This is a genomic window from Burkholderiales bacterium, assembly GCA_036262035.1.
Taxonomy (GTDB): domain Bacteria; phylum Pseudomonadota; class Gammaproteobacteria; order Burkholderiales; family SG8-41; genus JAQGMV01.
Window position 1 is genome coordinate 47,600 of record DATAJS010000025.1, and the last position, 22,287, is coordinate 69,886.

At 66.7% G+C, this 22,287-nt stretch carries 20 protein-coding genes; 6 read left to right on the forward strand and 14 right to left on the reverse strand.

The features are described from left to right. Positions 1-16: 16 nt before the first annotated feature. The gene (locus tag VHP37_25445; protein ID HEX2829716.1) at positions 17-997 is read right to left on the reverse strand and encodes a YafY family protein; all 981 of its coding nucleotides are present in this window, start codon (positions 995-997) and stop codon (positions 17-19) included. Positions 998-1,139: 142 nt separating this feature from the next. Here VHP37_25445 and VHP37_25450 point away from each other — a divergent pair, with 142 nt between their 5' ends. Both VHP37_25450 and VHP37_25455 read left to right on the forward strand, forming a co-directional pair. Continuing rightward, positions 1,140-1,679, forward strand: coding sequence for a redoxin domain-containing protein (locus tag VHP37_25450; protein HEX2829717.1), 540 nt, complete (start codon positions 1,140-1,142; stop codon positions 1,677-1,679). An 89-nt stretch (positions 1,680-1,768) separates the two neighbouring features. Beyond that, a complete protein-coding gene (locus VHP37_25455) occupies positions 1,769-2,314 on the forward strand; it encodes a TlpA disulfide reductase family protein (protein ID HEX2829718.1) in 546 nt (181 codons plus the stop codon). A gap of 71 nt (positions 2,315-2,385) precedes the next feature. Here VHP37_25455 and VHP37_25460 read toward each other — a convergent pair whose 3' ends face one another. Next, a complete protein-coding gene (locus tag VHP37_25460) occupies positions 2,386-3,066 on the reverse strand; it encodes a flavin reductase family protein (GenBank protein ID HEX2829719.1) in 681 nt (226 codons plus the stop codon). Positions 3,067-3,114: 48 nt separating this feature from the next. Then, the gene (gdhA, locus tag VHP37_25465; protein HEX2829720.1) at positions 3,115-4,467 is read right to left on the reverse strand and encodes an NADP-specific glutamate dehydrogenase; all 1,353 of its coding nucleotides are present in this window, start codon (positions 4,465-4,467) and stop codon (positions 3,115-3,117) included. A 148-nt stretch (positions 4,468-4,615) separates the two neighbouring features. Here gdhA and VHP37_25470 point away from each other — a divergent pair, with 148 nt between their 5' ends. After that, positions 4,616-5,587: a tripartite tricarboxylate transporter substrate binding protein gene (locus VHP37_25470; GenBank protein ID HEX2829721.1), complete on the forward strand. Its 972-nt coding sequence runs from the start codon at positions 4,616-4,618 to the stop codon at positions 5,585-5,587. Positions 5,588-5,798: 211 nt separating this feature from the next. Here VHP37_25470 and VHP37_25475 read toward each other — a convergent pair whose 3' ends face one another. The 4 genes from VHP37_25475 to hpxZ form a co-directional block, all read right to left on the reverse strand. Next, positions 5,799-6,737, reverse strand: a complete 939-nt coding sequence (locus tag VHP37_25475) for an EH signature domain-containing protein (GenBank protein ID HEX2829722.1) — start codon at positions 6,735-6,737, stop codon at positions 5,799-5,801. Positions 6,738-6,828: 91 nt separating this feature from the next. Further along, positions 6,829-7,545: a flagellar motor protein MotB gene (locus tag VHP37_25480; GenBank protein HEX2829723.1), complete on the reverse strand. Its 717-nt coding sequence runs from the start codon at positions 7,543-7,545 to the stop codon at positions 6,829-6,831. A gap of 1 nt (position 7,546) precedes the next feature. After that, positions 7,547-9,886 (reverse strand): hypothetical protein, encoded by a 2,340-nt coding sequence (locus VHP37_25485; protein HEX2829724.1) that lies wholly within the window; start codon positions 9,884-9,886, stop codon positions 7,547-7,549. 57 nt (positions 9,887-9,943) lie between these two features. Next, a complete protein-coding gene (gene hpxZ / locus VHP37_25490; GenBank protein HEX2829725.1) occupies positions 9,944-10,315 on the reverse strand; it encodes an oxalurate catabolism protein HpxZ in 372 nt (123 codons plus the stop codon). A gap of 59 nt (positions 10,316-10,374) precedes the next feature. Here hpxZ and VHP37_25495 point away from each other — a divergent pair, with 59 nt between their 5' ends. Then, the gene (locus tag VHP37_25495; GenBank protein ID HEX2829726.1) at positions 10,375-10,914 is read left to right on the forward strand and encodes a hypothetical protein; all 540 of its coding nucleotides are present in this window, start codon (positions 10,375-10,377) and stop codon (positions 10,912-10,914) included. Positions 10,915-11,088: 174 nt separating this feature from the next. On the opposite strand, the gene VHP37_25500 is transcribed toward VHP37_25495, so the two are convergent. The 3 genes from VHP37_25500 to VHP37_25510 all read right to left on the reverse strand — a co-directional run bounded on the left by VHP37_25500 (position 11,089) and on the right by VHP37_25510 (position 14,901). Beyond that, positions 11,089-11,910 (reverse strand): amidohydrolase family protein, encoded by an 822-nt coding sequence (locus VHP37_25500; protein ID HEX2829727.1) that lies wholly within the window; start codon positions 11,908-11,910, stop codon positions 11,089-11,091. A gap of 134 nt (positions 11,911-12,044) precedes the next feature. Further along, positions 12,045-13,007, reverse strand: a complete 963-nt coding sequence (locus VHP37_25505) for a tripartite tricarboxylate transporter substrate binding protein (GenBank protein ID HEX2829728.1) — start codon at positions 13,005-13,007, stop codon at positions 12,045-12,047. A gap of 103 nt (positions 13,008-13,110) precedes the next feature. Next, positions 13,111-14,901, reverse strand: coding sequence for a hypothetical protein (locus tag VHP37_25510; protein HEX2829729.1), 1,791 nt, complete (start codon positions 14,899-14,901; stop codon positions 13,111-13,113). Between the two features lie 95 nt (positions 14,902-14,996). Between VHP37_25510 and VHP37_25515 the strand changes: the two genes are divergently transcribed. Continuing rightward, positions 14,997-16,718: a serine hydrolase gene (locus VHP37_25515; GenBank protein ID HEX2829730.1), complete on the forward strand. Its 1,722-nt coding sequence runs from the start codon at positions 14,997-14,999 to the stop codon at positions 16,716-16,718. Here the strand turns inward: VHP37_25515 and VHP37_25520 are convergent, their stop codons facing one another. Together VHP37_25520 and VHP37_25525 are read right to left on the reverse strand one after the other, a co-directional pair. Further along, on the reverse strand, positions 16,719-17,549 hold the full coding sequence (locus VHP37_25520; protein ID HEX2829731.1) for a hypothetical protein: 831 nt from the start codon (positions 17,547-17,549) through the stop codon (positions 16,719-16,721). Next, positions 17,546-17,980, reverse strand: a complete 435-nt coding sequence (locus tag VHP37_25525; GenBank protein ID HEX2829732.1) for a DUF3293 domain-containing protein — start codon at positions 17,978-17,980, stop codon at positions 17,546-17,548. The genes VHP37_25520 and VHP37_25525 overlap by 4 nt, the downstream gene beginning before the upstream one ends. A gap of 104 nt (positions 17,981-18,084) precedes the next feature. On the opposite strand from VHP37_25525, the gene VHP37_25530 reads away from it, so the two are divergent. Continuing rightward, the gene (locus tag VHP37_25530) at positions 18,085-20,325 is read left to right on the forward strand and encodes a S1/P1 Nuclease (GenBank protein ID HEX2829733.1); all 2,241 of its coding nucleotides are present in this window, start codon (positions 18,085-18,087) and stop codon (positions 20,323-20,325) included. Positions 20,326-20,328: 3 nt separating this feature from the next. Here VHP37_25530 and VHP37_25535 read toward each other — a convergent pair whose 3' ends face one another. Next, complete coding sequence (locus tag VHP37_25535) at positions 20,329-21,288, reverse strand: tripartite tricarboxylate transporter substrate binding protein (protein ID HEX2829734.1); 960 nt, start codon at positions 21,286-21,288, stop codon at positions 20,329-20,331. Positions 21,289-21,384: 96 nt separating this feature from the next. Further along, a complete protein-coding gene (locus VHP37_25540) occupies positions 21,385-22,287 on the reverse strand; it encodes a CmcJ/NvfI family oxidoreductase (GenBank protein HEX2829735.1) in 903 nt (300 codons plus the stop codon).

Below are 22,287 nucleotides of genomic sequence, written 5' to 3' on the forward strand. Positions count from 1 at the left end.
CCCGGCCTTTTCGGGGTCAGACCCTGGTTTGGTAGTGGGCCGCCGCCTCGGCCAGGGCCTCGCGCACGCGCGCGCGCAGCGCGTCCGGGCCGAGGACCTCGACGTCGGGCCCGAAGCGCAGGATGTCGCGCAAGAGCTCGCGGTCGTCGCTGTAGGGCACTTCGAGGACGTAGGAGCCGTCGGCTTCGCGGCTCGCCTTCTGGTCCGCGTGCCACGCTTCCGAGGCGACCCAGCGCGCGGCGACGGGCGAGAACCTGAGCTTCGCCCAGGCTTTCGCCGCGCCCGAGAAGATGCCGTAGCTGCTGCCGAGCGCCGCGTCGAGGTCGGCCGCGGGGACGTCGATCGCCGCGCCTTCGCGAACTTCGGCGTCGCGCACGCAGTCCATCGAGAAGCTCCGTAACCCTTTGCGCATGTGGCACCACGCGTCGAGGTACCAGTTGTCGCGGTAATGGACGAGACGCTGCGGCGATACTTCGCGTTCAGTATCCTCGTCGCTGACGCGCCCGCGGTAGCGGATGAAGAGACGCTTGCGGCCGAGCAGCGCGTTCGCCGCGGTCTCGAACGCGCCCGAAGGCAGCGCACGGTTCGCGATGGTGAGCACCTTGATGCGCCGGCGCACTTCGTCGGCCGAGTGATCGGCGCTGCCGAGCAAGGTCGCGAGACGGGCTTTCAGCGGCTCGAGCCGCCGCGCGAGCACGCCGGGATCGATGTTCTCGAGGAGCTGCTCCATCATGAGCAGCGCGTAGATCTCGCTCGCGTTGAACCACAGGCCCGGGAGCTCGTAGCGCGGCGCGTCCTTCGATGGCGACGTGAAGGCGTAGCCGTTCTCCTCGCGGTCCCACACGATGGGCGCGTGCAGGCGGCTCCTCATGTATTCGATGTCGCGCTTGAACGTCGCGAGCGAGACGTCGAGCTCTTCGAGGAAGCGTCCCACCGGCACGTGCCTGTGCTGGCGGAGGAGTCGGTCGATCTTGTAGAAGCGTTCGGTGCGGTCCACGGTCGCGCATTGTAGCGGGCGGGACGCCGGAATAACGGAGGCGATGAATTGTTTACACAGCGCGCACGGGCTTTAAACTACATGCGGCCCGCCACCCAAAAACCTGCAGGCGAGGGCGCCTGCGCTACACGAAGAGGTCCCTATGAACAGAAGGCGCTTCATCCCGGCTCTGGCGCTCGCGCTGTCGCTGTCGGCGCTGCCGGCGATATCACACGCGGTCGAGGTCGGCGAGAAAGCCCCCGACTTCATGCTCCCCAGCACGAAGGAAGGCAAGTTCAAGCTTTCCGACCAGGCGGGCAAGAAGAACGTCGTCGTCCAGTTCTACGTCCTCGATTTCACGCCGACCTGAATACAGGAACTGTCGGCCAGTAGGGACGACTACCCCAAGTTCGCCGCGGCGGACGCCGAGATCGTCGGCATCAGCACCAACGTCACGTTCTCGCAGAAAGCATTCGCGGATGCGTTCAAGCTCAACTTCCCGCTCCTCTCCGACGCGCCCAACGGCGCTGCGGCGCAGGCGTGGGGCGTGTACAACGCCGAGCGCAAGCTCGCGACGCGCTCGTACTTCATCGTCGACAAGAACGGCATCGTTCGCTACAAGAAAGTGCTCCAGCCCAAAGAGCCGCTCGTGCCGAACGAAGTGCTGCTCGAAGAGCTGAAGAAGATCAACAGCAAGACCTGATCGAGGCCCGTCATTCCCGCGCAGGCGGGAATCCATTTTGAATGGATGCTGGCGTACGCCGGCATGACGGGATCGCCCCGAAAGCCTCCATGCAAAAACTTCTCACCGTCGCATTCATCGCGTTGCTCGCCGCCGCGCCGGCCTTTGCACAATCGAAAGGCGGCGCGGCGCCGGACTTCACGTCCATCCCCAAGATGGAGCCGATGAAGGACAAGCCCGCCGCGCCGGACTTCACGCTGTCGACGCCGGACGGCAGGAAAGTCTCGCTGAAGGACTACCGCGGCAAAGTCGTTTTCCTCAATTTCTGGGCGACGTGGTGTCCTTCGTGCCGCACCGAGATGCCCGACATGGACAAGCTCTACCGCGAGTACAAGGCGAAAGGACTGGAGATCGTCGCGGTGAACGTGAAGGACAAGAAGGACGACGCCCTGAAGTTCGTGTCGAGCATGAAGCTCACCTACCCCATCCTGCTCGACCCCGAAGGCGAAGCCGGTCTCCTCTACGGCGCGTGGGGCATGCCCGCCACCTACCTCATCGACCGCAAGGGCGTGGTGCAGGCGCGGCTGTGGGGACCGGCGGAGTGGTACTCGCCGCAGGCGAGGAAGCTCATCGCGCAGATGGTGGAACAGAAGTGATCCCGGATCCATTGTGACTTAACGACAATGGATTCCCGCCTTCGCGGGAATGACGAACCTTACGCTTGGCGTCAGCGCTTCACCGCCCTCGGCATCGACGCCTCGGGTTCTTTCCCTTCGACGTTCTTCCAGTCCGGCCGCTCGACGCTGAAAAGCTCGCCGAGCGACGCGTAACCCGAGCCGCCGAGGCGGCACACCGGATCGAGCAGCCGCGGGTCGATGCGCCCGTTCTTCCACACCGACGCGTCGACGTGCGCGTGCACGATGCGGCCGATGACGATGTGGGTGTTGCGGTCGCTCACGACCTGCACCACTTCGCACTCGAGATGCGCTTTCGCCTCCGCGACGCGCGGCGGCTTCACCTTCTTCGACGGCGCCGGCGTCAGGCGCGCCCAGCCGTACTCGTCCTCGTCGCGCGGGAAGTTCCCCGACGTCATGTTCATCCGTTCCAGCAGGTGCATGGTCACGATGTTCGCGACGAACTGCGGCACTTCGCGCAGGTTGGAGAGCGTGTCCTTCACGCCGCTCGACCCGAAGCAGACATAGAACGGGTCGCTGCCCATCAGGTTGAAATACGAGTACGGCGCGAGGTTGCGCACGCCGGATTCCGAGACCGTCGACATCCAGCCGATCGGCCGCGGGATCACGAGCGAGGTCATCAGGTGATAGAAATCGCGCTGCGCCCAGTCTCCCGGAGAGACTTCGAGCGGCGCTTCGAGCGATGCGGGCGGAGACGCGGGCGTGGTCGACATGCCCGCGACGATAGCACAGCGTTACCGGGCGACGACGCCCGGCGCTCCCTAGACCACGCCCTGCTCGATCATCGCGTCGGCCACCCGCCTGAAGCCCGCGATGTTGGCGCCGAGCACGAAATTGTTCGGCTGCCCGAACTCGGTGGCGGTCTCGCTGACGGTGCGGTAGATGCCTTTCATCACGCGCCGCAGCTTCAGGTCGACTTCCTCGAAGCTCCACTGCGTCATGCCCGCGTTCTGCGCCATCTCGAGCTGGCTCGTGGCGACGCCCCCCGCGTTCGCGGCCTTGCCGGGACCGTAGGCGATCCCCGCATCGAGGAAGACGTCGACCGCCCCTTGTGTGGAAGGCATGTTGGCGCCTTCGGATACGGCGATGCAGCCGTTCTTCACGAGCGCTTTGGCGTCCTCGGCATTGAGCTCGTTCTGGGTCGCGCTCGGGAAAGCGAGATCGCAGGGGACCGACCACACCGCGTTACGGCCTTGCGGATAGTCGCCGACCGGGATGTACTTCGCGTCCTTGTGCGCCTTCACGTATTCGGCGAGCGGCGCGCGGCGGACTTCCTTCAGGTCTTTGAGCGTGTCGAGGTCGATGCCGCGCTCGTGATGGATCATGCCCTGCGAATCGCTGACCGTGACCGCCTTCGCGCCTTCCTGGATGAGCTTCTCGACGGTGTAGATCGCGACGTTGCCCGCGCCCGACACGGCGCAGCGCATGCCCTGAAGGCCCTGCTTGCGGCTTTCGAGCATCGACTGCGCGAAGTAGACCGCGCCGTAGCCGGTCGCTTCCTTGCGCACCAGCGAGCCGCCCCATTTCAGGCCCTTGCCGGTGAGTATGCCTTCGTACGCGCCGGTGAGCTTCTTGTATTGCCCGAACAGGTACCCCACTTCGCGCGCGCCGACGCCGATGTCGCCGGCGGGGACGTCGACGGTCGGCCCGATGTGGCGGTACAGCTCGTTCATGAAAGCCTGGCAGAAGCGCATCACCTCGTTGTCCGACTTGCCTTTCGGATCGAAATTGGCGCCGCCTTTCGCGCCGCCGATGCCCAGGCCCGTCAGAGCGTTCTTGAAGATCTGCTCGAAGCCGAGGAACTTGATGATCCCGGCGTACACGCTCGGGTGGAAGCGCAGCCCGCCTTTGTACGGGCCGAGCGCGGAGTTGAACTGGATGCGGTAGCCCTTGTTGACCTGCACCTCGCCCTTGTCGTCGACCCACGTCACGCGGAACATCAACTGGCGCTCGGGCTCGATGATGCGGGCGATCACGTTGTGCCTGCGGTAGATCGGCCGGGTGTCCAGCAGCGGCTTGAGCGACACGAGCACCTCCTCGGCCGCCTGGTAGAACTCGTCCTGGGCGGGGCTGGTGCGCTTCAGATAATCGATGGTTTCGGCTACGTACGGCATTGACTGGGATCCTCGAGGAGGGGAGTGAATTTTGGCCGCGGGAGATTACCAGTACGCCGGGACCCGGTCTGCCCGGCGAACTGGACGGCCCTGCCGCGCGCCCGCCTGCTTAAAATTGCCGCCTGGACAAACCCGCCTCAGGAGAATCATGAGCAGCCCCACCCGACCGTTCCTCGCCGCCGCCGCGCTCGCTGCGGCGCTGGCCGCCGCGCCCGTGCACGCGCAAAGCTACCCGTCGAAATCGGTGCGCATGATCGTGCCTTTCGCCCCGGGCGGCGGCACCGACATCCAGGCACGGCTGCTCTCCAGGAAATTCCAGGAGAGCACCGGCCAGAACTTCATCGTCGACAACCGCCCGACCGCCAACGGCATGCTCGGCGCGGAGCTCGCGGCGAAATCGCCGCCCGACGGCTACACCATTCTTTTCATGAGCGCGGCGCTCGCGGTCAACACCACGCTCATCAAGAAGCTGCCGCTCGATCCGCTGAAGGACCTCGAAGGCGTGAGCCTCGTGTCGTCGGTGCCGCTGATCCTTGTGGTGCATCCGAGCCTCCCGGTGAAGAACCCCAGGGAGCTCGCGGCGCTGTCGAAGAAGAACAGGAGCGGCATGAACGCCGGCTCGAACGGCAACGGCACGACGAGCCATCTTTCGCTCGAGATGTTCAAGCAGATGTCCGGCGCCAACGCCACCCACATCCCCTACAAGGGCGCCGGTCCGGCGACGGTGGCGCTCGTCTCCGGCGAGAACGAGTTCAGCTTCCCGACCGTGCTCGCCGCAATGCCTCACATGAAATCGGGCAAGCTGCGCGGTCTCGCCGTCACCACCCCGAAGAAATGGGGCTCGCTCCCCGAGCTGCCGACGATGGCGTCGTTCTATCCCGGCTTCGACACCGACAACTGGTACGGCATGTTCGTGCCCGCGCGCACGCCCGCGGAAGTGAAGCAGCGGCTCAACGCCGAGATCCTGAAGGCGCTCAAGGCGCCTGACGTGCGCGAGTTCATGGCGAGGGAAGGCGGCGAGCCCGTGGGCACTACGCCCGACGAGATGAACGCGTACTTCAGGAAGGAAGTCGACAAGTTCGCGAAGGTGATCCGCGCGGCGAAGATCAGCGTCGACTGAAAACGTCAAAAGCAAAGCTTGAACACGGAGGACACGGAGGTCCACGAAGGGCACGGAGGAAAGTCGAACAGGTCATCGCGAGGAGCGAAGCGACGACGCGATCCCGTGGCGCACGTATCGGCCGCGCCGAGATTGCTTCGTCGCTGCCGCTCCTCGCAATGACGGTTGGTTCTCCTCCGTGCCCTTCGTGTTAACGCTTTGCTTTTAGCTTTTAACCCCCGCCGGCATCGAGCCAGCCCGCGACCATCTCCCGCGCCTCGGGCTTCACGCCCTTCCAGTGCGGCAGGTTCGACTCGGCGCGCGGGTCGCCCCAGTTGAGCACCGCGACCTCGCGCAGGCGTGCGTGCACTTCCTTCGTCTTCGACGCGGCATAGCGGTCGAGCACGCGTGCAAGGCCGTAATCGAGCATCAGCGGCTGCCTGGCGAGCAGCACGAGCAGCCGCACCACCGCCTGCTTGAAATGCTGGTCGGGAAGCTGGATCGCGGCCTCGATGATCGAGAACGCCAGCCGCCGCTGGAGCCACGAATCCTCCGGAATCGCGAGGCGCTCGCGCACGGTGTCGAAGACGCCGAAGTTGCCGCGCAGCGCCTGCATGCCGTAACGCGACGTCGGATCGCGCGTGAGCAGGTTGCGGTGCTCGAGCAGCGCGGTGACCCAGTGCGGGTCCGAGCCCGGCGTCTCGAGGAGGTTCTTGCGGCGCTCGAGGAACACCCAGAGCTCCTGCCAGCCGCGCCTGCCTTTCTCCGACAGCTCGGCTTCGGGATCGTAGCTGAAGTAGGCGTGCAGCAGCGCGCGATAGCAGCGCCGGAAAGGCCGCACGAAATAGCGATAGCGCTCGACGTATTCGAGCAGCGCCTTCATACGCTCGGGCTCTTCGATGAGGCGCGCGCCGTCGATCTCGCGCGTGCAGCCGTAGCACACGAGCCGCGCCTGGCCCACGCCGTCGAGCGCGCCGTCGCGGCGGTACGCCTTCACCGCGGCCGCGACCTCGTCGTCGCTAACCTCCTCGATGCCGGTGCCGCCGGCGGTCCAGCGCTGAAGCTGCGGCAGCTCGGCTTCGAGTATCGACGTGTCGCGCACGTCGAGATCGGCCAGCGCGGCCGCGTTCGCTTCGCGCAGGGCGTGATGGAGTCGGTCCAGTGAAGTCATTGCGAGGGACGAAGTGACGAAGCCATCTCGTGGCGGACGATCGGACGCTCCGGGATCGCGTCGTCGCTGGCGCTCCTCGCGATGACCATCGCTAGATCCTGCACGTCCCGAACTCGCCGCGGCTCGACGGATCGACCGCCGGCCGCGCTTCGCCCAGGCCGAGGAACTCGAGCCTGAGCTCGATGCGGCGGCTCGCCTCGAGCGATTTGCGCGCCGAGTTGGACGAATAGCCGCCGACCAGGAAGAGATCGCGCACCTGCTCTTTCTGTTCCGGCGTCAGCGAATGCTCGGTGGGGCCTGACGGCGCGAGCAGCGTGCACAGCACGCGCTGGCTGCGCTGCAGCGAGAGATCGAGGTTGAGCAGGTAGTCGCCGCGCTGATCGGCGAAACCTTCTACGACGATGCGCTTCAACCACTTGCGGCCGACGTCGTCGCGCGCGATCGCGAGCACCTCCGGCACGAAGGTGCGCAGGTACTCGGCCTGCTCTTTCGAAAGCCTGGAGCTGCCGGTGTCGAAGCGCGCCCGGTCGCCGAAATCGATCACGTTGCGCGCCTTGTCGATGGTGATGCCGGGATATTTCTCGGCGGCGTGCACCAGGCGGTCGACGACGAGGTCGATCTGCTTCTCGCGCTCGGCCGTCGCGCGCTCGGCCTCGGTGACGTTCTTGGTCACGGCCAGCAAGGCCACGCTCATCACGAGCAGGAACAGCACCGTGAGCGTGGACATGAGGTCGGCATACGAGATCCAGAACGGCTTCTCGGCTTCGTCCCTGGCCTTACGGGCGACGACGTAGCGCGAGCCGAACATCTCAGCGGCTCACCGATTCCACCGCGGCCTGCAGCTCCTGGATGCCGAAGCGCAGGAGCTTCACCGACTCCGAGAGCTGGCGGTGGAAATCCTTGTTGACGTCCTCGAGCGTCTGGCGCACGCCCTGGCTGAACGCACCGTGCGCTTCACCGAGCACTTCCGACACGCGCTCGAGATACCCGCCCGCTTCGCGCTGCGCATCGGCCAGCGCCGACGCCGCGCGCTCGATGCGCGCGACCGTCTCCTGCGTGAGCGCGGTCTCGCGCTTCGCCTGGTCGACGACGGTCTGCAACGATGTGACGAGCTGCGCGATCGCCGCACGTGCGCCTTCGTAGTCGGACACGACCGACGTGAGACCGCGCGATACGCCGGCCACCGATTGCGCGGCTTGCGCGAGGCGCTCGGCCACGACGTCCGACTTCTCGATCGCGCCGGAGACCGCTTCGCCCGCTTTCGCAAAATCGGCGACGGCGCTCGACACCGTGTTCGCGCCCATGTTGAGCGAGACCAGCGCGTCGTTGGTCGAGCGCTGCATGGCGTCGACCGCGCCTTTCATCTCGTTCACCGCGCGATTGACGCCGTCGACGATGCCGGACACCTGGCCGCCGACCTCGCCGACCATGCGCGAGGTCTGGCTCGCGAGCGCCTCGTTCTGCTGGCGCGTGGCATCGGTCGTCTCGCGCACCTGCCGGCTCAGGCTCTCGGTCACTTCGCCCATGCGCGTCCCGAGCTCCTCGAGCGTGGCTTGCAGCCTCTTCTGCGTCTCGCCCTGCGATTCCGCGACCGCCGTCCTGATCTGCTGCACGAACTCGGCGGTCGCATCGTTCATCGCCTGCTGCCGCGATTCCGCCCCGGTCAGCGCGTGACCGAGCTGCTCGGACATCGCCGAGGCGCCGCGCGCGCCCGCGGCTTCGAGGTTCGACGCCATCTGCTCGACCGACGATTTCATCTCCGCGACCGCGCGATCGACGCCTTCGACGATCGCCGACACCTGCCCCCCGACTTCGCCGACCATGCGCGAGGTCTGGTTGGCGAGCGCTTCGTGGTGCTGGCGGCTCGTCTCGGTCGTCGCCTGCACCTGGTTCGCGAGGCGCTCGATGACTTCGCGCATGCGGTTGGAAAGATCGTCGAGCGTGCCGTTGAGCCGCGCCAGCGTCTCGCCCTGGGACTGCGCGACCACGTTGCGGATCTGCTGCACGAACTCCGCCATCGTGTCGTTCATCGTGCGCTGGCGCTGCTCGGCCGCGGCGAGCGATTGCTCGAGGCGGTCGGACATCGCCGACGCGCCGCGCGTGCCGGCCGACTCGACGTTCCTCGCCATCTGCTCGAGCTTGGCGACCGCGGTATTGAGCGTGTCGATCGTCTTCGCCTCGAGCGCGTGGATGCCGGTGACCTGCTCGCCGAACAATCCCTGGAGCTTCTGCGTGTGGCCGCTCATCACCTGGTCGAGCATGCCCTGCACCGCGCCCCACTGCTCGGTACGCAATCCGCGCAGGCCTTCGGCGACGTCGAGCAGCGGCTGCTTCATTCCGGTCTCGATCCCGGCGGCGAGTCGCTCGGCCATCGCATTGGTCGCGGCGATCTGGCGATCGCCGATGTCACGCAGCGCCGTCCTGAGCTCGGCGGAGAGCTCGGCGTTGCGGTCGATCGAGGTCTCGGACGCTTTCACCAGGCGCGCGAGATATTCCTCGCCCGCGCCCGCCTCGAACAGCGCGTCGAGCGCCTGCACCAGCTTCTCGACCTTGGCGTACAGGCGCGCGATGACGAGGCGCTCGATCAGCGTGACGACCATCGCCAGCGCGATCGCCACGGCCGAGACGAGGAACGCCTCGTAGACGCCGTGCAGCAGGCTGTTGAGGCTGTCGCGGACGATGACCGGGTTCTCGGAGACCTGGAACGCCCGCAGCCCGATGAGCAGGCCGAAGAACGTCCCGATGATCCCGATACCGGTGAAGATGCCCGGCAGGTGGCGGAAGAACTCGGTGCGCAGCGGCGTGTCGACGACGATCTCGGGACGGAAGAGCGCCTCGGCCGGCACCGTCGAGCGCCAGCGGATGATCGGGTCCGGGCCCGGCGTGGACTCCTGCTCGTGGAGCGTGTGCGAATACTCACGCCACAGGTGCGAGAGCACGCCCTTCTCGCCGAACGCCCGGCCGATCTCCGACGGCGGCTTGCCGTCCATGCCGCGCACCCGCCTGGTCGCGCGCGACAGCCGCCACGACACGACGAACGACGGCACGAGGAAGAACAGCAGGAACGCGGCGGTCAGCACCGCGAGGATGACCGCGAACACGTAGACGTGCTGCGGCAGGTTTTCGAAGATTCGGAGGTCTATCTGCATGTCAGGGTTTTCCGGCGACGCTCATGACGTGCGGGAATCGTACCGTAAGGAACAGGATCACGCGTCCATGTGGCTCACGTGTGCCGCGACGATACGCCACCCTTCGGGCATGCGCACCCACGCCTGGCTCTGGCGGCCGTGCTTGCCGTGTCGGGTGAACTCGATGTTGGTCGTCGCGTAGTCGCGGCCGTAGGTCGTCACCACCCGCTGGGTTTCGACCCGCGCGAGGCCGGCCGGGTTGCGCGCCGAGCGATAGCCGGCGATCGCAGCGAAGCCGTAGAGATTCTCGCCGGCGCCGTAGCGCAGCGTGAGCGCGTCGTTCCAGAACAGCTCGTTCAGCACGGGGACGTCGTTGGCGATGATCGCGTCCTGGTAACGCTGGAAGGCCTCGCTGACTTCCGCCAGCACCTCCGGATTGTTGATCTCCATGTAATCTTCTCCCGGTAAACCGCCAAGAATACCGCCGACCAGGAACAAAGGAGAGAGCAATGCGCCTGACGCCGATCACCTCCAAATCCGCGCTTCCGCCCGAGCAGCAGCACGTCGCCGACGCCGTGCTCGAGGTGTTCGGCCACATCCGCGGGCCTTTTTCCATGCTGCTGCACAGCCCGGAGCTCGCGCTGCAGCTCCTGCCGCTGGTGACGTTCGTCCGCAAGCACAACGTCATCGAGCCGAACGTGCGCTTTGCGGCGATCCTGACCGCCGCGCGCGAGAACGAGGCGCGCTACGTCTGGGCGGCGCAGGTCGAGCAGGCGCGCAAGAACGGCATCCGCGAGGCGCTGATCGACCTCGTCCGCTCGCGCGCGGATTCCTCGAAGTTCGAAGGCGAGGAGCGCGCAGCGGTCGACTACGTGCGTGAGCTCGTGAACAAGCACCGGGTCGACGCCGCGACGTTCGCGACGCTGCGCGACAAGCACGATCCGAAGTGGATGGTCGAGCTGACCGCGGTCGCGAGCTTCTTCGGCTTCGTCTCGCAGATCTGCAACGCGATGGAGGTCGAGCCGCCGGAAGGGCTGGACCGATTTTGAAAAACGATTAACCGCAAAGGACGCCAAGGACGCAAAGGAAAACGATGCGGGAGCGAACGCCCGTCATTCCCGCGTCAGCGAGAATCACTTTCTTGCCATCACCGGGTCGTCCGGTTGCCCCTGTCGTTAACGAGCTTGGTTTTCCTTTGCGTCCTTTGCGGTGATCAGCTTTTTTCAGCTCGGCTGGAAACCAAACAATCTGGCGGGCGTGTCCCACAGCACCTTGCGCCGGTCCGCCTCGTTCGGCAGCCAGCGCTGGATGCAGATCGACGGCGGGCCGTAGTCGAAGCGCGCGTCCAGGCGCACGAAAGGCCAGTCCGAGCCCCATACGCAGCGGTCGAGCGTGTAGGCCTCGATGCACGCGGCGACGTAGGGATCGACGTCGGTGTAGGGATAGCCGGCGAGCGACGAGCGGAACGGTCCCGAGATCTTCACCACGTGATCGCCCGCGCGGCCGAACTCGAGCAGCTCGCGGAAGCCCGGCTGGTCCAGACCCCTGGAAGGATCGGGACGGCCGAAGTGGTCGAACATGCAGCGCACGCCCGCCTTGCGCAGGATGGGCGCAGCTTCGGCGAGGTTCGCCTTCTCGAGATGCACCTGGAGAAACAGGTCCATCTCCTTGATGCGCGCGAGCAGCTTGTCCGCGCCCGGCTCGGTCAGCTCGCGCAGGCCGTGGCCCATGAGGTTGACGCGGATGCCGACCACGCCCTGGTCCTTCAGCGCAGCGAGATCCTTGTCCGAGATCTCCGGCTTCACCAGCGCCACGCCTTTGAAGCGGCCGTTCGATTCCGCGATCGCGCTCAGCATGCAGCGGTTGTCGGCGCCGTACGGCCCCGCGCCGACGAGCAGGCCGTGCGTGAAACCGTGGAAGTCGAGCACCGCGCGGAACTGCTTCGCGGTGCCCATCTGCGACGGATGGGGGTGATACAGCGTCTCCGGCGAAAAAGCGTAGGACTTGTCGCAGAAGACGTGGGCGTGGCTGTCGACGGCGTTCATCGATCCTCCTTGTTGATGTGAGACCGATGGTAACGCGTTCCGTCATTCCCGAACCGAGCCAGCGGGCGCTGTCGGGTATCCGTCAAACGTGCAGAGTCAAAACGGATTGCCGCCTTCGGGGGAACGACGAATGCTCACTGCGGCTCGATCCTGGCCGCCTTGATCACCTTCGCCCATTTCGCGGCCTCGGCCCTCATGTAGCTGCCGAACTTCTCGGGCCCCATGAACTCGAGCTCGACGCCGTAGCCTTCCATCTTCTTCTGCACGTCGGGCGTATTCAGCGCCTGCTGCACGTCGGCGGCGACCTTGTCGACGATCGGCTTCGGCACGCGCGACGGCGCGCACACGCCGTACCACACCATCAGCTCGAAGCCCGGGACGGTCTCGGCGATCGCGGGCACTTCCGGTAGACGCGGACTGCGCTTCTTCGAAGTCACGCCGAGCGCGCGCAGCTTGCCGCTTCGCACGTTCTCGACGTGCGCAGGCAGGTTGGTGATCTGCGCGTCCATGCGCCCGGCGAGCAGATCGGTGACGACGAGCCCGACGCTCTTGTACGGCACGTAGACCACGTCGATGCCGGTCATCATGCGCAGGAGCTCCATCGACAGGTGACCCGACTGGCCGATGCCCTGCCCGCCGTAATTGAGCTTGCCGGGATTCGCCCTGGCGAGCGCGATCCATTCCTTCATGGTCTTCGCGGGGCTCGACGGCGGCACGACGAAGATGTTCGGCGTCGCGCCGACATGCGCGACCGGCGCGATCTCCTTGGCGAAATCGTACGGCAGCTTCCTGTAGAGCGACGGCGCGACCGCGTCGGAGACCGGGCAGAAGAGCAGCGTGTAGCCGTCGGGCGTTGCGCGCGCGGCCGCGGTGGTCGCGATCGTGTTGCCCGCGCCGGGCCGGTTCTCCACGACGACCGCCTGGCCCCAGATCTCGTTGAGACGCGTGGCGAGCACGCGGCCGACCGCGTCGGTCGGACCGCCCGCGGCGGGCCCCATCAGGAGGCGTACGGGTTTGGTGGGATAGGCAGGCGGCTGAGCGCCATGAGCGGCGCCGGAAATGAAAGCGGCCGCCGCAAGGGAGGTGATGAGCTTCAAGGGAAATGACCTTCAGGAACTACGGGAGAGGCGCGTAGGGTATCAGACGGGCGGGCGGCGCGTTACGGCTGCGCCGAACGCACCCTACGCCGTCGCGAAAACCCTACGTGCCTTCAGGCCCCGGCGGCGGGCGCTTTACGCCCTCCTGCGAAGCACTGCCGCCCTCCCCCTCAGGGCCGGGATGAGTTTCAACCGCGGCTTTTTGCGCATCCTCGATCGGCTCGATCGCCACGAACACCGGCACGTCGGGCATCTCCTTCGTACGATCGGCGCGCGCGGCGGCGATGTCCTCGTGCGCGCGTGCGACTTCCGCGAGGAAGATCGCCTCGGCGAGCTTCGCCTGCTCTTCGCGCACCATCGCATTGATCTGCGTAATGCGTGCGTTCGCCGCGGCGATCGCGGCGCCCGCGCGGTGCCGGGGCGCGAGCCGCAGCGTGTCCTCGGCGAAGCGGATGATGCGATTGACCAGCGTATCGGCGATGAGACCGGTCGCGAACGCGACGAGCACGAGGATCGGCCGCGCGGGCTCGTTCGCGACGACCTGGAGCAGGTAATACACCGCCATCGCGAGGAAAGGCGCCGACAGCAGGTACATGAAGTTCTGGATCAGCGCGCGGCGGAACGCGAAGGTGTAGCGGCGCTGCTCGTCCTCGTCGATCACGGGCTCGCCGACGACCTTCATGAACCACGACGAGCGCCGAGCCGCGGGAAAATCGCGAAACTCCTCCTGGATCTCGGGCACCCGGCGCGTGAGATTGATGCCCGCGCCGAACATCGCGAGCAGCACGACGTAGAACGGCACCGCGAGACCGCCTTCGATGTACGGGCTGCTGCGCGACGAGGTGGAGATCTCCAGCGGATTGGTCGCGCGCGTCTCCGCCGGCCTGGCCTCGACGGCTTTGGCCGCGGCTCTCACGGCCTCTCCCTCGACGGGCACAGCGCCTTTCTCCGCCTCGCGCGCCGCCGGCTTCGCATCGCGCGGCCGGGGCGAGGTGCTCGTCTCGTCGCGCTGGGTGACGATGCCGCCGATGTTGATGAACCATTGCGGCTCGCTCTTGCTGCTCGCCGAGGTCGCGCGCACCAGCCCGACCGGCGCTTTCTCCATGATCGAGATCAGATAGCTGCTCTGCAGGATCATCGTGCTGACGACGACCGGCACCGCGAGCGAAGCGAACACGAGCGTGTACATCGCCATGTACAGCCCGCGCTGCTTGGACGGACCGATCGTGCCGGTGAAGAGACAGATCAGCACGATCACGAGCACCACTGCGACACCCGCGAGCGACCAGGCGACCGCGTGGCTGAAGCTGCGCGGATAGCCGATGTTCAATTCGGTCTTGCCGGAAACCGTGCGCCCGCGATGCGGCCCCGTCACTTCGGCGCGCACCGTGACGGACGAGCTTCTGAAACCGCGCGCGTCCGGCGAGAGCGCGAGCGTCGCCTCGAAGCGCTCGCCGGGCCTGATCTCGAGGACATCGCCGCCGAGGTAGTACTGGCTGATCACGTCCTCGACCGTCAGCCTCACCACCCCGGCCTGCAAAGGCTCGCCCTGCATCGTCGCGCGGCCGGCGACGTCGAGCCTGACGATGCCCCGGCCGGCTCCGTCGTCGGCGTACTCCGGCGTCACGCGCAGGAACACCTGCACGCTCGATCGCAGCGGATTGAAGCCGAGGCGGTCGGCGATCTCCTCGCGATAGGCGACGACCTTGAACAGGATCACCACCGTCGCGATCGTGATGACGAGCACCGCGATCGCTTTCAGCCAGTCGACACGCGCGCGCTCGGGCTCTTCCGCGATTGCGCCCGCAGGACTTGCGACGGAGGCCCCGTCCCCCTCGGGGGAAGGGCTGGGCTGGGGTTGGTTTTGATCCGACGTCGGATGTTGATCGTTCATACGTCTGCTCCTGCCGTATGCTTGCGTTCGCCAAACCATGGAACGTAGCGCATGCGGGCGCAACCTCGCAATCTCGGCGCTCCGGCGTTGAAAACATGACGACACTCGAACCGATCGACGGGCTGGACGAATACCTGAGCGAGACCCTCGCCGCCTGGAATTGCCCCGGCCTCGCGGTCGGCGTCGTGCACGAGGACCGGCTCGTCTACGCGAAAGGCCACGGCTACCGCGAATACGCCGAAAAGCTGCCCTTCACCGAACGAACGATCTTTCCGATCGCGTCCAACACCAAGCTCTTCACCGCGATCGTCGCCGGCCTGCTGGTGGAGGAAGGCCTGCTCAGCTGGGACCGGCCCATCCGCGAATGCGTGCCCTCGATCCGCTTCTACGACGACGCGTTGAACGGCTCGGTCACCCTGCGCGACATGCTCGCGCACCGCACCGGCATCAACCGCCACGATTCGATGTGGTTCCGCTCCGAGCTCACGCGCGAGCAGATGTTCGACCGGCTCCGCTACATGGAACCGAGCGACTCGCTGCGCCAGAGCTTCGTCTACAACAACGTGATGTACGCGGCGGTCGGCCACGTCATGGAGCTCGTCAGCGGCGAATCGTGGGAGTCGCTGGTGCAGCGCCGCCTGCTCGACCCGGTCGGCATGCGCAACACCGTGTTCACGATGCCGGAGGTCTATCGCAAGCCCGAGTACGCGACGTGCTACACCGAGAAGCGCGGCTCCACCGAGCTCATGCGGGTTCCGCCGAACGAGCACATGATCGCGGCAGGTCCCGCCGGAGGTCTCAACTCCGACATCTCCGACATGGCGCGCTGGTTGACGATGCTGATCGGCGCCGGCGCCATCGACGGCAGGCAGGTCGTCCCGCAATCGGTGCTGGCGGCGACCATCGCGCCGTCGGTGGCGATCGCCAACTTCATGCTCGCGATCCGCGGCTGGACCGAGCTCCTCAATCCGACGTACGGCCTCGGCCGGCACACCGCGGTCTACCGCGGGCGGCTGCTGTCCTATCACGGCGGCCTGTTGAGCGCCATGTATTCGCAGGTGTCCTACCTCCCCGTCGAAAAGCTGGGCGTCGTCGTGTTCGCGATCGGCGACCATTGCGGCGTGCTGCGCGACTCGATCACGTGGAACGTTTACGAGCGTCTGCTCGGCATGGACGAGACGCCGTGGAACGCACGCTTCGCCGCCATCGTCGCGAAGAACAAGGACGCGCAGGTGGCGGCGCGCAGCAAGGCGGCGAGCGGCCGCGTCGCCGGCACCCGACCTTCGCATCCGATCGCGGATTACGCGGGCACCTTCGAGCATCGCCTGTATCCGCCGCTGAAGATAGAAGCGGCCGGCGACGCGCTCGAGCTTCGCTTTCGCGCGTTCGCGCTCCCGCTCGAGCACGTTCATTACGAGCGCTTCGAAACGCCCGACGACGAGATCCACGGCAAGTGGTCGGTGAACTTCAGCGTGGATCCGCAGGGCGAGGTCGGCGCGCTGACGATGACTCTCGACGAGGCCGAAGCGGTGTTCACCCGATCCGCCGAAGCGCTCTCGGCGGAGACGGCCGCCGCGCTGGCGGGCGTTTACGAGACGCCGGGCGGCTTCAAGTGCGAAGTCGCGCGGCGCAACGAGACGCAGCTCTTCTTCCTCGAGCCCGGCCAGCTCGAGCGGCGCCTCGTCCCGTACGGGCGGCTGCGCTTTCGCTGCCCCAGCTTTTCCGACGTCCTCTACTCTTTCAGCATGGACGGCGACGCGGTCACCGCGATGACGATCAAGACCGAGAGCGGCGAATGGGCGCTGCAGCGCCGGTGATCACCCTCCCAGGAGCTTGTCCAGATGCGCCTGGAGCGCGCGATCGAACGCTTCGGGCTCTTCGCCGAAAGCGTTGCGGAAATTGGCGAGGGGATCCTGCGACCGGCGGAACGCCTCGAAGAATCGCTTCACGGCCGCGAGCGAATGACGCTGAACCAGGAAATCGGTCATGACGAACGCCAGCGGATAGGTCGCATCGAATCCGTACTTCCGGCGGGTCTCCACCCAGTCCGCGAAGGTGTCGACTGCGATGAGCCGCGGCAAACCCTGTTTGGCCCGAAGCCCGCGCAACGTCCGGATCATGCGCTCGCGCGCGGCGGCGACGTCGTCCAGGCCGAGCGCGTCGGTGACGTTGAACGCCATCCATTCGGCGAAACCTTCGATCAGCCACTGCGGCCGCGCGATGCCCGGACGATTCGCGAGCGTGAGCTGCACGTTGTGCGTGAGCTCGTGAGCCATGAGCTCGATGCGCTCGGGCCAGGTGAGACCGGCGACCTGCGGCGCATTGACCAGCAGCGTATAGCTGCCCACCGCGGCCTTCGAAAATTCGGACGCCGAGTGCGCCACGGCGCGCTCGACCTTGAGATAGCGGATCAAGCCCTCCTCGAATTCCTCGCGGCTCGTATAGACCTGCAGCGATCCGCGAGGCACCGGCAGGTCGAATTTCGTCACCATCACCTGCACGATCGCATCGACCGCCTGGCGATAGTCCGCGATGCGGCGCGCGTCCACGACCTCGGCCTGCGGCGGCATGCGGAACGACAGCTCTTCGGCCGATGCCTGCGAGTACCAGAGCATCGGCGCTACGAATACGCTCCACCAGAGCCTCATGGCGCCGCCGGTGTGCGATCGCAGTAGACGAGCTCCGCCGCCCCGCCGCGCTTTCCCGCGACGATCGCCACCTGGCCGAACTCTTGCGCGATCGCGATCGCTTCGTCGCAGCCGACGTCGAGCACGAGCACGCTCTCCTCGGGCTGCCAGTCGGGCCGCGCGGGGACGCCGCTGCCCGCGAGCCATTCGAAGCCGCGATCGCGCAGCAGGGCGAGGAGCTCGGCCTGGCGCCGCGCGTTCTCCGCCTCGGTAAACTGCCGCGAGCCCGGGTTCCACGCGGTCATGAACGCCCACGCATCGGCGCGGCGCTCTTCGAGCAGCCCGTCGAGCGCGGCCGAGCGCGCCCCGATCGTGAGATCGATCGCGTCCGGCGCGTACACGCGATACGTCGTCGCGCGATACGCCGCATCCAGGTTCGCCGCGTCGGGCATCGGAGCATTGTAAGGCCCCGCCCGACGTCCGATCGGCGCTTGCGCGTGCGCACCACGCCTTCGATACTGTGGCTGCACGCTCCTCAATCCAGGAAGGAACCGCCATGGACCCACTCCAGGTCGAGCAGAACTTCCACAGCCTCTCGGTGCGGGACCTGCTCGAGGCGCGCGACCTCTATCACTACCACCTCATCCACAAGGCCGGCGTGGTCGGCACCGCGGTCGGCCTGTACCTCAAGCGGCGCGAAGGCGACACCGGAGAGCGGACCTTCGACAACGCCGTCGTCGCAGCCGATTCGTGGCCGTGCGTGCTCGTCATGGTGAAGGAGTGGATCGACGAAGCGTTCTTCCGCGGCGACGGCCAGGGCATACATCCCAACGAGATGGTGCCGAAGATGCTGTTCCTGCCCGACGGCCGCACCGTGCCGGTGTGCGTGGTCAAGGTGACGCCCGGCGAGCACCAGACGAACGTGCCCGAATGGCACTGGCCCAGGGGATTGATGGGCGGCGGCTTTCCGCTGCAGGTCGACGTGCAGGGCGTCACCCGCACCGCGACCGTCGGCTGCCTCGTCAGCGACGGGCACACGACGTACGCGCTGACCAATCGCCACGTGTGCGGCGCGCCCGGCGAGAAGGTCTACGCGCTGTCGGGCGGCAAGCGTGTGGACGTCGGGCGCGCGAGCGACAAGCAGCGCACGCGGCTGCCCTTCAACGAGGTCTATCCCGACTTCGCGATGAAGCGCACCTACGTCAATCTCGACGTCGGCCTCGTCGAGCTCGGCGACGTGAACCGGTGGACGTCGCAGGCGTACGGCCTCGGCCAGATCGGTCCGATGGCGGATCTGTCCGAGCGCAACTTTTCGCTCAAGCTCATCGGCGCGAAAGTCGTCGGCTACGGCGCCGCGTCCGGTCGCCTCGAAGGGCGCGTGAGCTGCCTCTTCTATCGCTACAAGACCGTCGGCGGCTACGAGTACGTCTCCGACTTCCTCATCGCGCCGTCAGAGGACGCGGGCACGCAGCCCGGCGATTCGGGCATGGTGTGGCACCTCGCGACCGACGACGAAGAACCGCCGTGCCCGCTCGCGATCGAGTGGGGCGCGCAGGTCTTCGTGCAGGGCTTTGCCGCCGGGCGCTATCGCTTCGCGCTCGCGACGAGCCTCTCCAACGTCTGCAAGCTGCTCGACGTCGAGCTCGTGCAGGCGCACAACACCGGCGTGCGCCCGTACTGGGGACAGACGGGCCACTACAACATCGCGTCGTTCGCCATCCGCGCGCTCGCCGACGGCAAGCTCTCCACCCTCATGCAGAACAACATCGACCGCGTCAGCTTCACGCTCGAAGGGCTCGATCCGAAAGCGATCAAGGCCGCGCTCAAGCTCGCGAAAGAGAACGACGATTTCGTCCCGCTCGCCGACGTGCCCGACATCGTGTGGAAGAACCCCGCCAGCACCATCAAGGGCGGGCGCACCCGCGGCTCGAGCCGCCCCGAAAATCCGACGCATTATGCGGACATCGACGAGCCGCACCCGACCACGGGCAAGACGCTGCGCGCGCTGAGCCTCGCCGATCCGCGCAAGAATCTCACCGTGAAAGCGTGGCAGGCGTTCTACGACGCGTGCGGCCACAAGGCCGCCGCCGAGCGCGGCCTGCTGCCGTTTCGCGTCTGGCAGTTCTACGACGAGATGGTGAGCGCGGTGGCCGCGGGCGACATGACGCGGTACGTCTGCGCCGCCGGCATCGTGTCGCACTATGTCGGGGATGCCTGCCAGCCGCTGCACGGCTCGATGTACGCCGACGGCTACGGCAACGTCGGCGAAGGCGTGCACTCGTGCTACGAGACCGACATGATCGACCGCTTCTCGAAGCATCTGGTTCCGGCGGTGCAGTCGCTGGTGGACGCGCAGCAGCGTTACCGCGTCGTCGGTTCCGGTTTCGAGGCCGCACGGGAGACCGTCGAGCTGATGGACCGCACCGCGAAGACGATCGACGTGCGCGCGCTCATCGACAGCTACATCGCGGCGGGCAGCAAGAACGTCGTCAAGGTGCAGCAGGCGATGTGGGACCGCTGGCGCAACGAGACCGCGCGGGTGATGGCCGACGGCGCGCACGTGCTCGCGATGATCTGGGCGAGCGCATGGAAAGCGGGCGGCGCGCCGGCGTCAGCGAGCGTCGGGCCGGTCGATCGCCAGGCGCTGATGGCGCTCTACCGCAATACCAAGTTCGTCGAGTCGCTGGACCTCAACCACATCGGCCCGGTGCTCGAAGGCGGCCCCGCACCGGCGGTGGACGACATGATGAAGCCCACCGCGGTCAGGAAGAAGGCGAAGAAAAGGACTTTCGCCTGACGTTCAGTCGACCTGCACCTTGCCTTTGCGGATCACCTCGGCATAGCGCGCGATCTCGCGCTTGAAGAACGCCGCAAACTCCTGCGGCGAGCTGCCGACCGGATCGGCGCCGTCCTGCCGGATGAAGTCGCGTACCGCAGGGCTCTTGATCGCTTTGGCGGTCTCGGCCGAGAGCTTGCTCACGATGAGCGCCGGCGTTCCCGCGGGAACGAAGAGCGCGTACCAGTTCGCCGATTCGAATCCCGGATAGGTCGCTGCGAGAGGCGGCACGTCCGGCGTGGCGGACGAAGCCTTGAGCGAAGTCACGCCGAGGGCCCTCACCTGCCTGGCGCGAATCGGCGGCAGCGCGGTCACCGCGCCGGTGAAGGTGAAGTCGACTTCACCCCCGATGAGCGCGGTCATCGCCGGCGCGCCGCTCTTGTACGGGATGTGGTGCACGTCGATGCCGGTGCGCTGCTTGAGCATCTCGACCGCGAGATGGTTGGCCGAGCCGCTGCCGCTCGATCCCGCGTTGAGCTTGCCGGGCTGCGATTTCGCGAGCGCGACGAACTCCTTGACGGTGCGCGCGGGCACGGTGGGGTGCACGACGAGATACTGCGGCGCCGAGGAGATCTGCGACACCGGCGTCAGGTCTTTCAGCGCGTCATACGGCAGCTTCCTGTAGAGCGTCGCGCTGGTCGCGAGGAGCGAGGTGGTGACGAGCACGGTATAACCGTCCGCCGGTGCTTTGGCGACGATGTCCGCGCCGATCGTTCCCGAGGCGCCCGAACGGTTCTCGACAATGAACATGCCGCCGATGCTTTCCTGGAACGCTTTCGCGACGAGCCGCGCCTGGATGTCCGCGCCGCCGCCCGGATTGGTCGGGACGACGATGCGGACCGGCTTCGTGGGATATTGCTGCGCGTGCGCGGATGCCGCAGCGCACGCCGCGGCGACGAGCGTGCCGATGATGCTGTACTTCAAACTGCCCCCCTCGTTGTTGTCGTGTTGCAGGAGGAGGCGATTGTAGGGGTTACCGGGGGTCCGACCCCGGCTTCTTTGGGGTCGGACCCCGGTTCTTCAGGCGAACACCACCAGCACCCGCGCCTCGATACTCTCCCTCAACGGCGCCTCGGCGGGCGTATCGGGATGATCGAACGCCGCGTGCGGCACGAAGCGCGGCGCTCGCACGTCGGAGTCGTACTGCTTGAACACCAGCGCTTCGGCGGGCTGCATCTCGGGGAAATAGAGCCAGCGATGCGACGGCGAATGCGCGACGAGATAGATCTCGCCCGTGCGCGCCGCGTAGTGCACGTCGCTCGTCACGAGATCGGACACGCTCACCGAGCGCGCGTCGCACAGCGCGAGCGGGGCGTCGAGCACCGGGCCTTCGAGCGGGCGCCAGACGTTGACGATGGCGTAGCGATTGAAACCACCCCCATCCCGGCCTTCCCCCCGAGGGGGAAGGAGAAAAGCAGTTCCCTCCCCCTCAGGGGGAGGGTTAGGGTGGGGGTGGCTTTCCAGCACTTGCGACATCCTCCGCGGCCCCGACATCTCGGTGTAATCGTTATGCACGCGCCCGTTCGCCGACGGCCGCGCCCCGCTCACGCTTCTGCCGAACGTGAGCGCCGGTCCCGCCTCACGGCGGCGCACCAGGTGATCGAAGACGTACGCGGCGCTCCCGCCGACCGCGGCGCGCGCAAGCTCGGCGACTTGCGCGTAGTAGACGCTCGCGATCGCGGCTTCGTCGCCAAAATCGCTCACGGCGCTCGGCGCGTTCACCAGCATGAAGCCTTCACGCCCGATCGCGGGCGCGACTTCGGTCCTGCGCCCATCGGCGATGACTACCGGCCGCGCATCGGAGCGATAGTTGTTCCACGCAACGCCCTGCGGCGGCGGACACGCGTAGTCGTAAGGGCGCTCGTGCTGCCGCTCGATATAGCCGAGTGGCGCCACCACCGCTGCTTCCAGCACCGCCGCCAT

Bases quoted from the DNA above. Each gene is read 5' to 3' on its own strand.
- VHP37_25455 (HEX2829718.1), top strand. From the start codon at position 1,769: ATGCAAAAACTTCTCACCGTCGCATTCATCGCGTTGCTCGCCGCCGCG.
- VHP37_25460 (HEX2829719.1), bottom strand. From the start codon at position 3,066: ATGTCGACCACGCCCGCGTCTCCGCCCGCATCGCTCGAAGCGCCGCTC.
- gdhA (HEX2829720.1), bottom strand. From the start codon at position 4,467: ATGCCGTACGTAGCCGAAACCATCGATTATCTGAAGCGCACCAGCCCC.
- VHP37_25470 (HEX2829721.1), top strand. From the start codon at position 4,616: ATGAGCAGCCCCACCCGACCGTTCCTCGCCGCCGCCGCGCTCGCTGCG.
- VHP37_25475 (HEX2829722.1), bottom strand. From the start codon at position 6,737: ATGACTTCACTGGACCGACTCCATCACGCCCTGCGCGAAGCGAACGCG.
- VHP37_25480 (HEX2829723.1), bottom strand. From the start codon at position 7,545: ATGTTCGGCTCGCGCTACGTCGTCGCCCGTAAGGCCAGGGACGAAGCC.
- VHP37_25485 (HEX2829724.1), bottom strand. From the start codon at position 9,886: ATGCAGATAGACCTCCGAATCTTCGAAAACCTGCCGCAGCACGTCTAC.
- hpxZ (HEX2829725.1), bottom strand. From the start codon at position 10,315: ATGGAGATCAACAATCCGGAGGTGCTGGCGGAAGTCAGCGAGGCCTTC.
- VHP37_25495 (HEX2829726.1), top strand. From the start codon at position 10,375: ATGCGCCTGACGCCGATCACCTCCAAATCCGCGCTTCCGCCCGAGCAG.
- VHP37_25500 (HEX2829727.1), bottom strand. From the start codon at position 11,910: ATGAACGCCGTCGACAGCCACGCCCACGTCTTCTGCGACAAGTCCTAC.
- VHP37_25510 (HEX2829729.1), bottom strand. From the start codon at position 14,901: ATGAACGATCAACATCCGACGTCGGATCAAAACCAACCCCAGCCCAGC.
- VHP37_25515 (HEX2829730.1), top strand. From the start codon at position 14,997: ATGACGACACTCGAACCGATCGACGGGCTGGACGAATACCTGAGCGAG.
- VHP37_25520 (HEX2829731.1), bottom strand. From the start codon at position 17,549: ATGAGGCTCTGGTGGAGCGTATTCGTAGCGCCGATGCTCTGGTACTCG.
- VHP37_25525 (HEX2829732.1), bottom strand. From the start codon at position 17,980: ATGCCCGACGCGGCGAACCTGGATGCGGCGTATCGCGCGACGACGTAT.
- VHP37_25530 (HEX2829733.1), top strand. From the start codon at position 18,085: ATGGACCCACTCCAGGTCGAGCAGAACTTCCACAGCCTCTCGGTGCGG.
- VHP37_25540 (HEX2829735.1), bottom strand. From the start codon at position 22,287: ATGGCGGCGGTGCTGGAAGCAGCGGTGGTGGCGCCACTCGGCTATATC.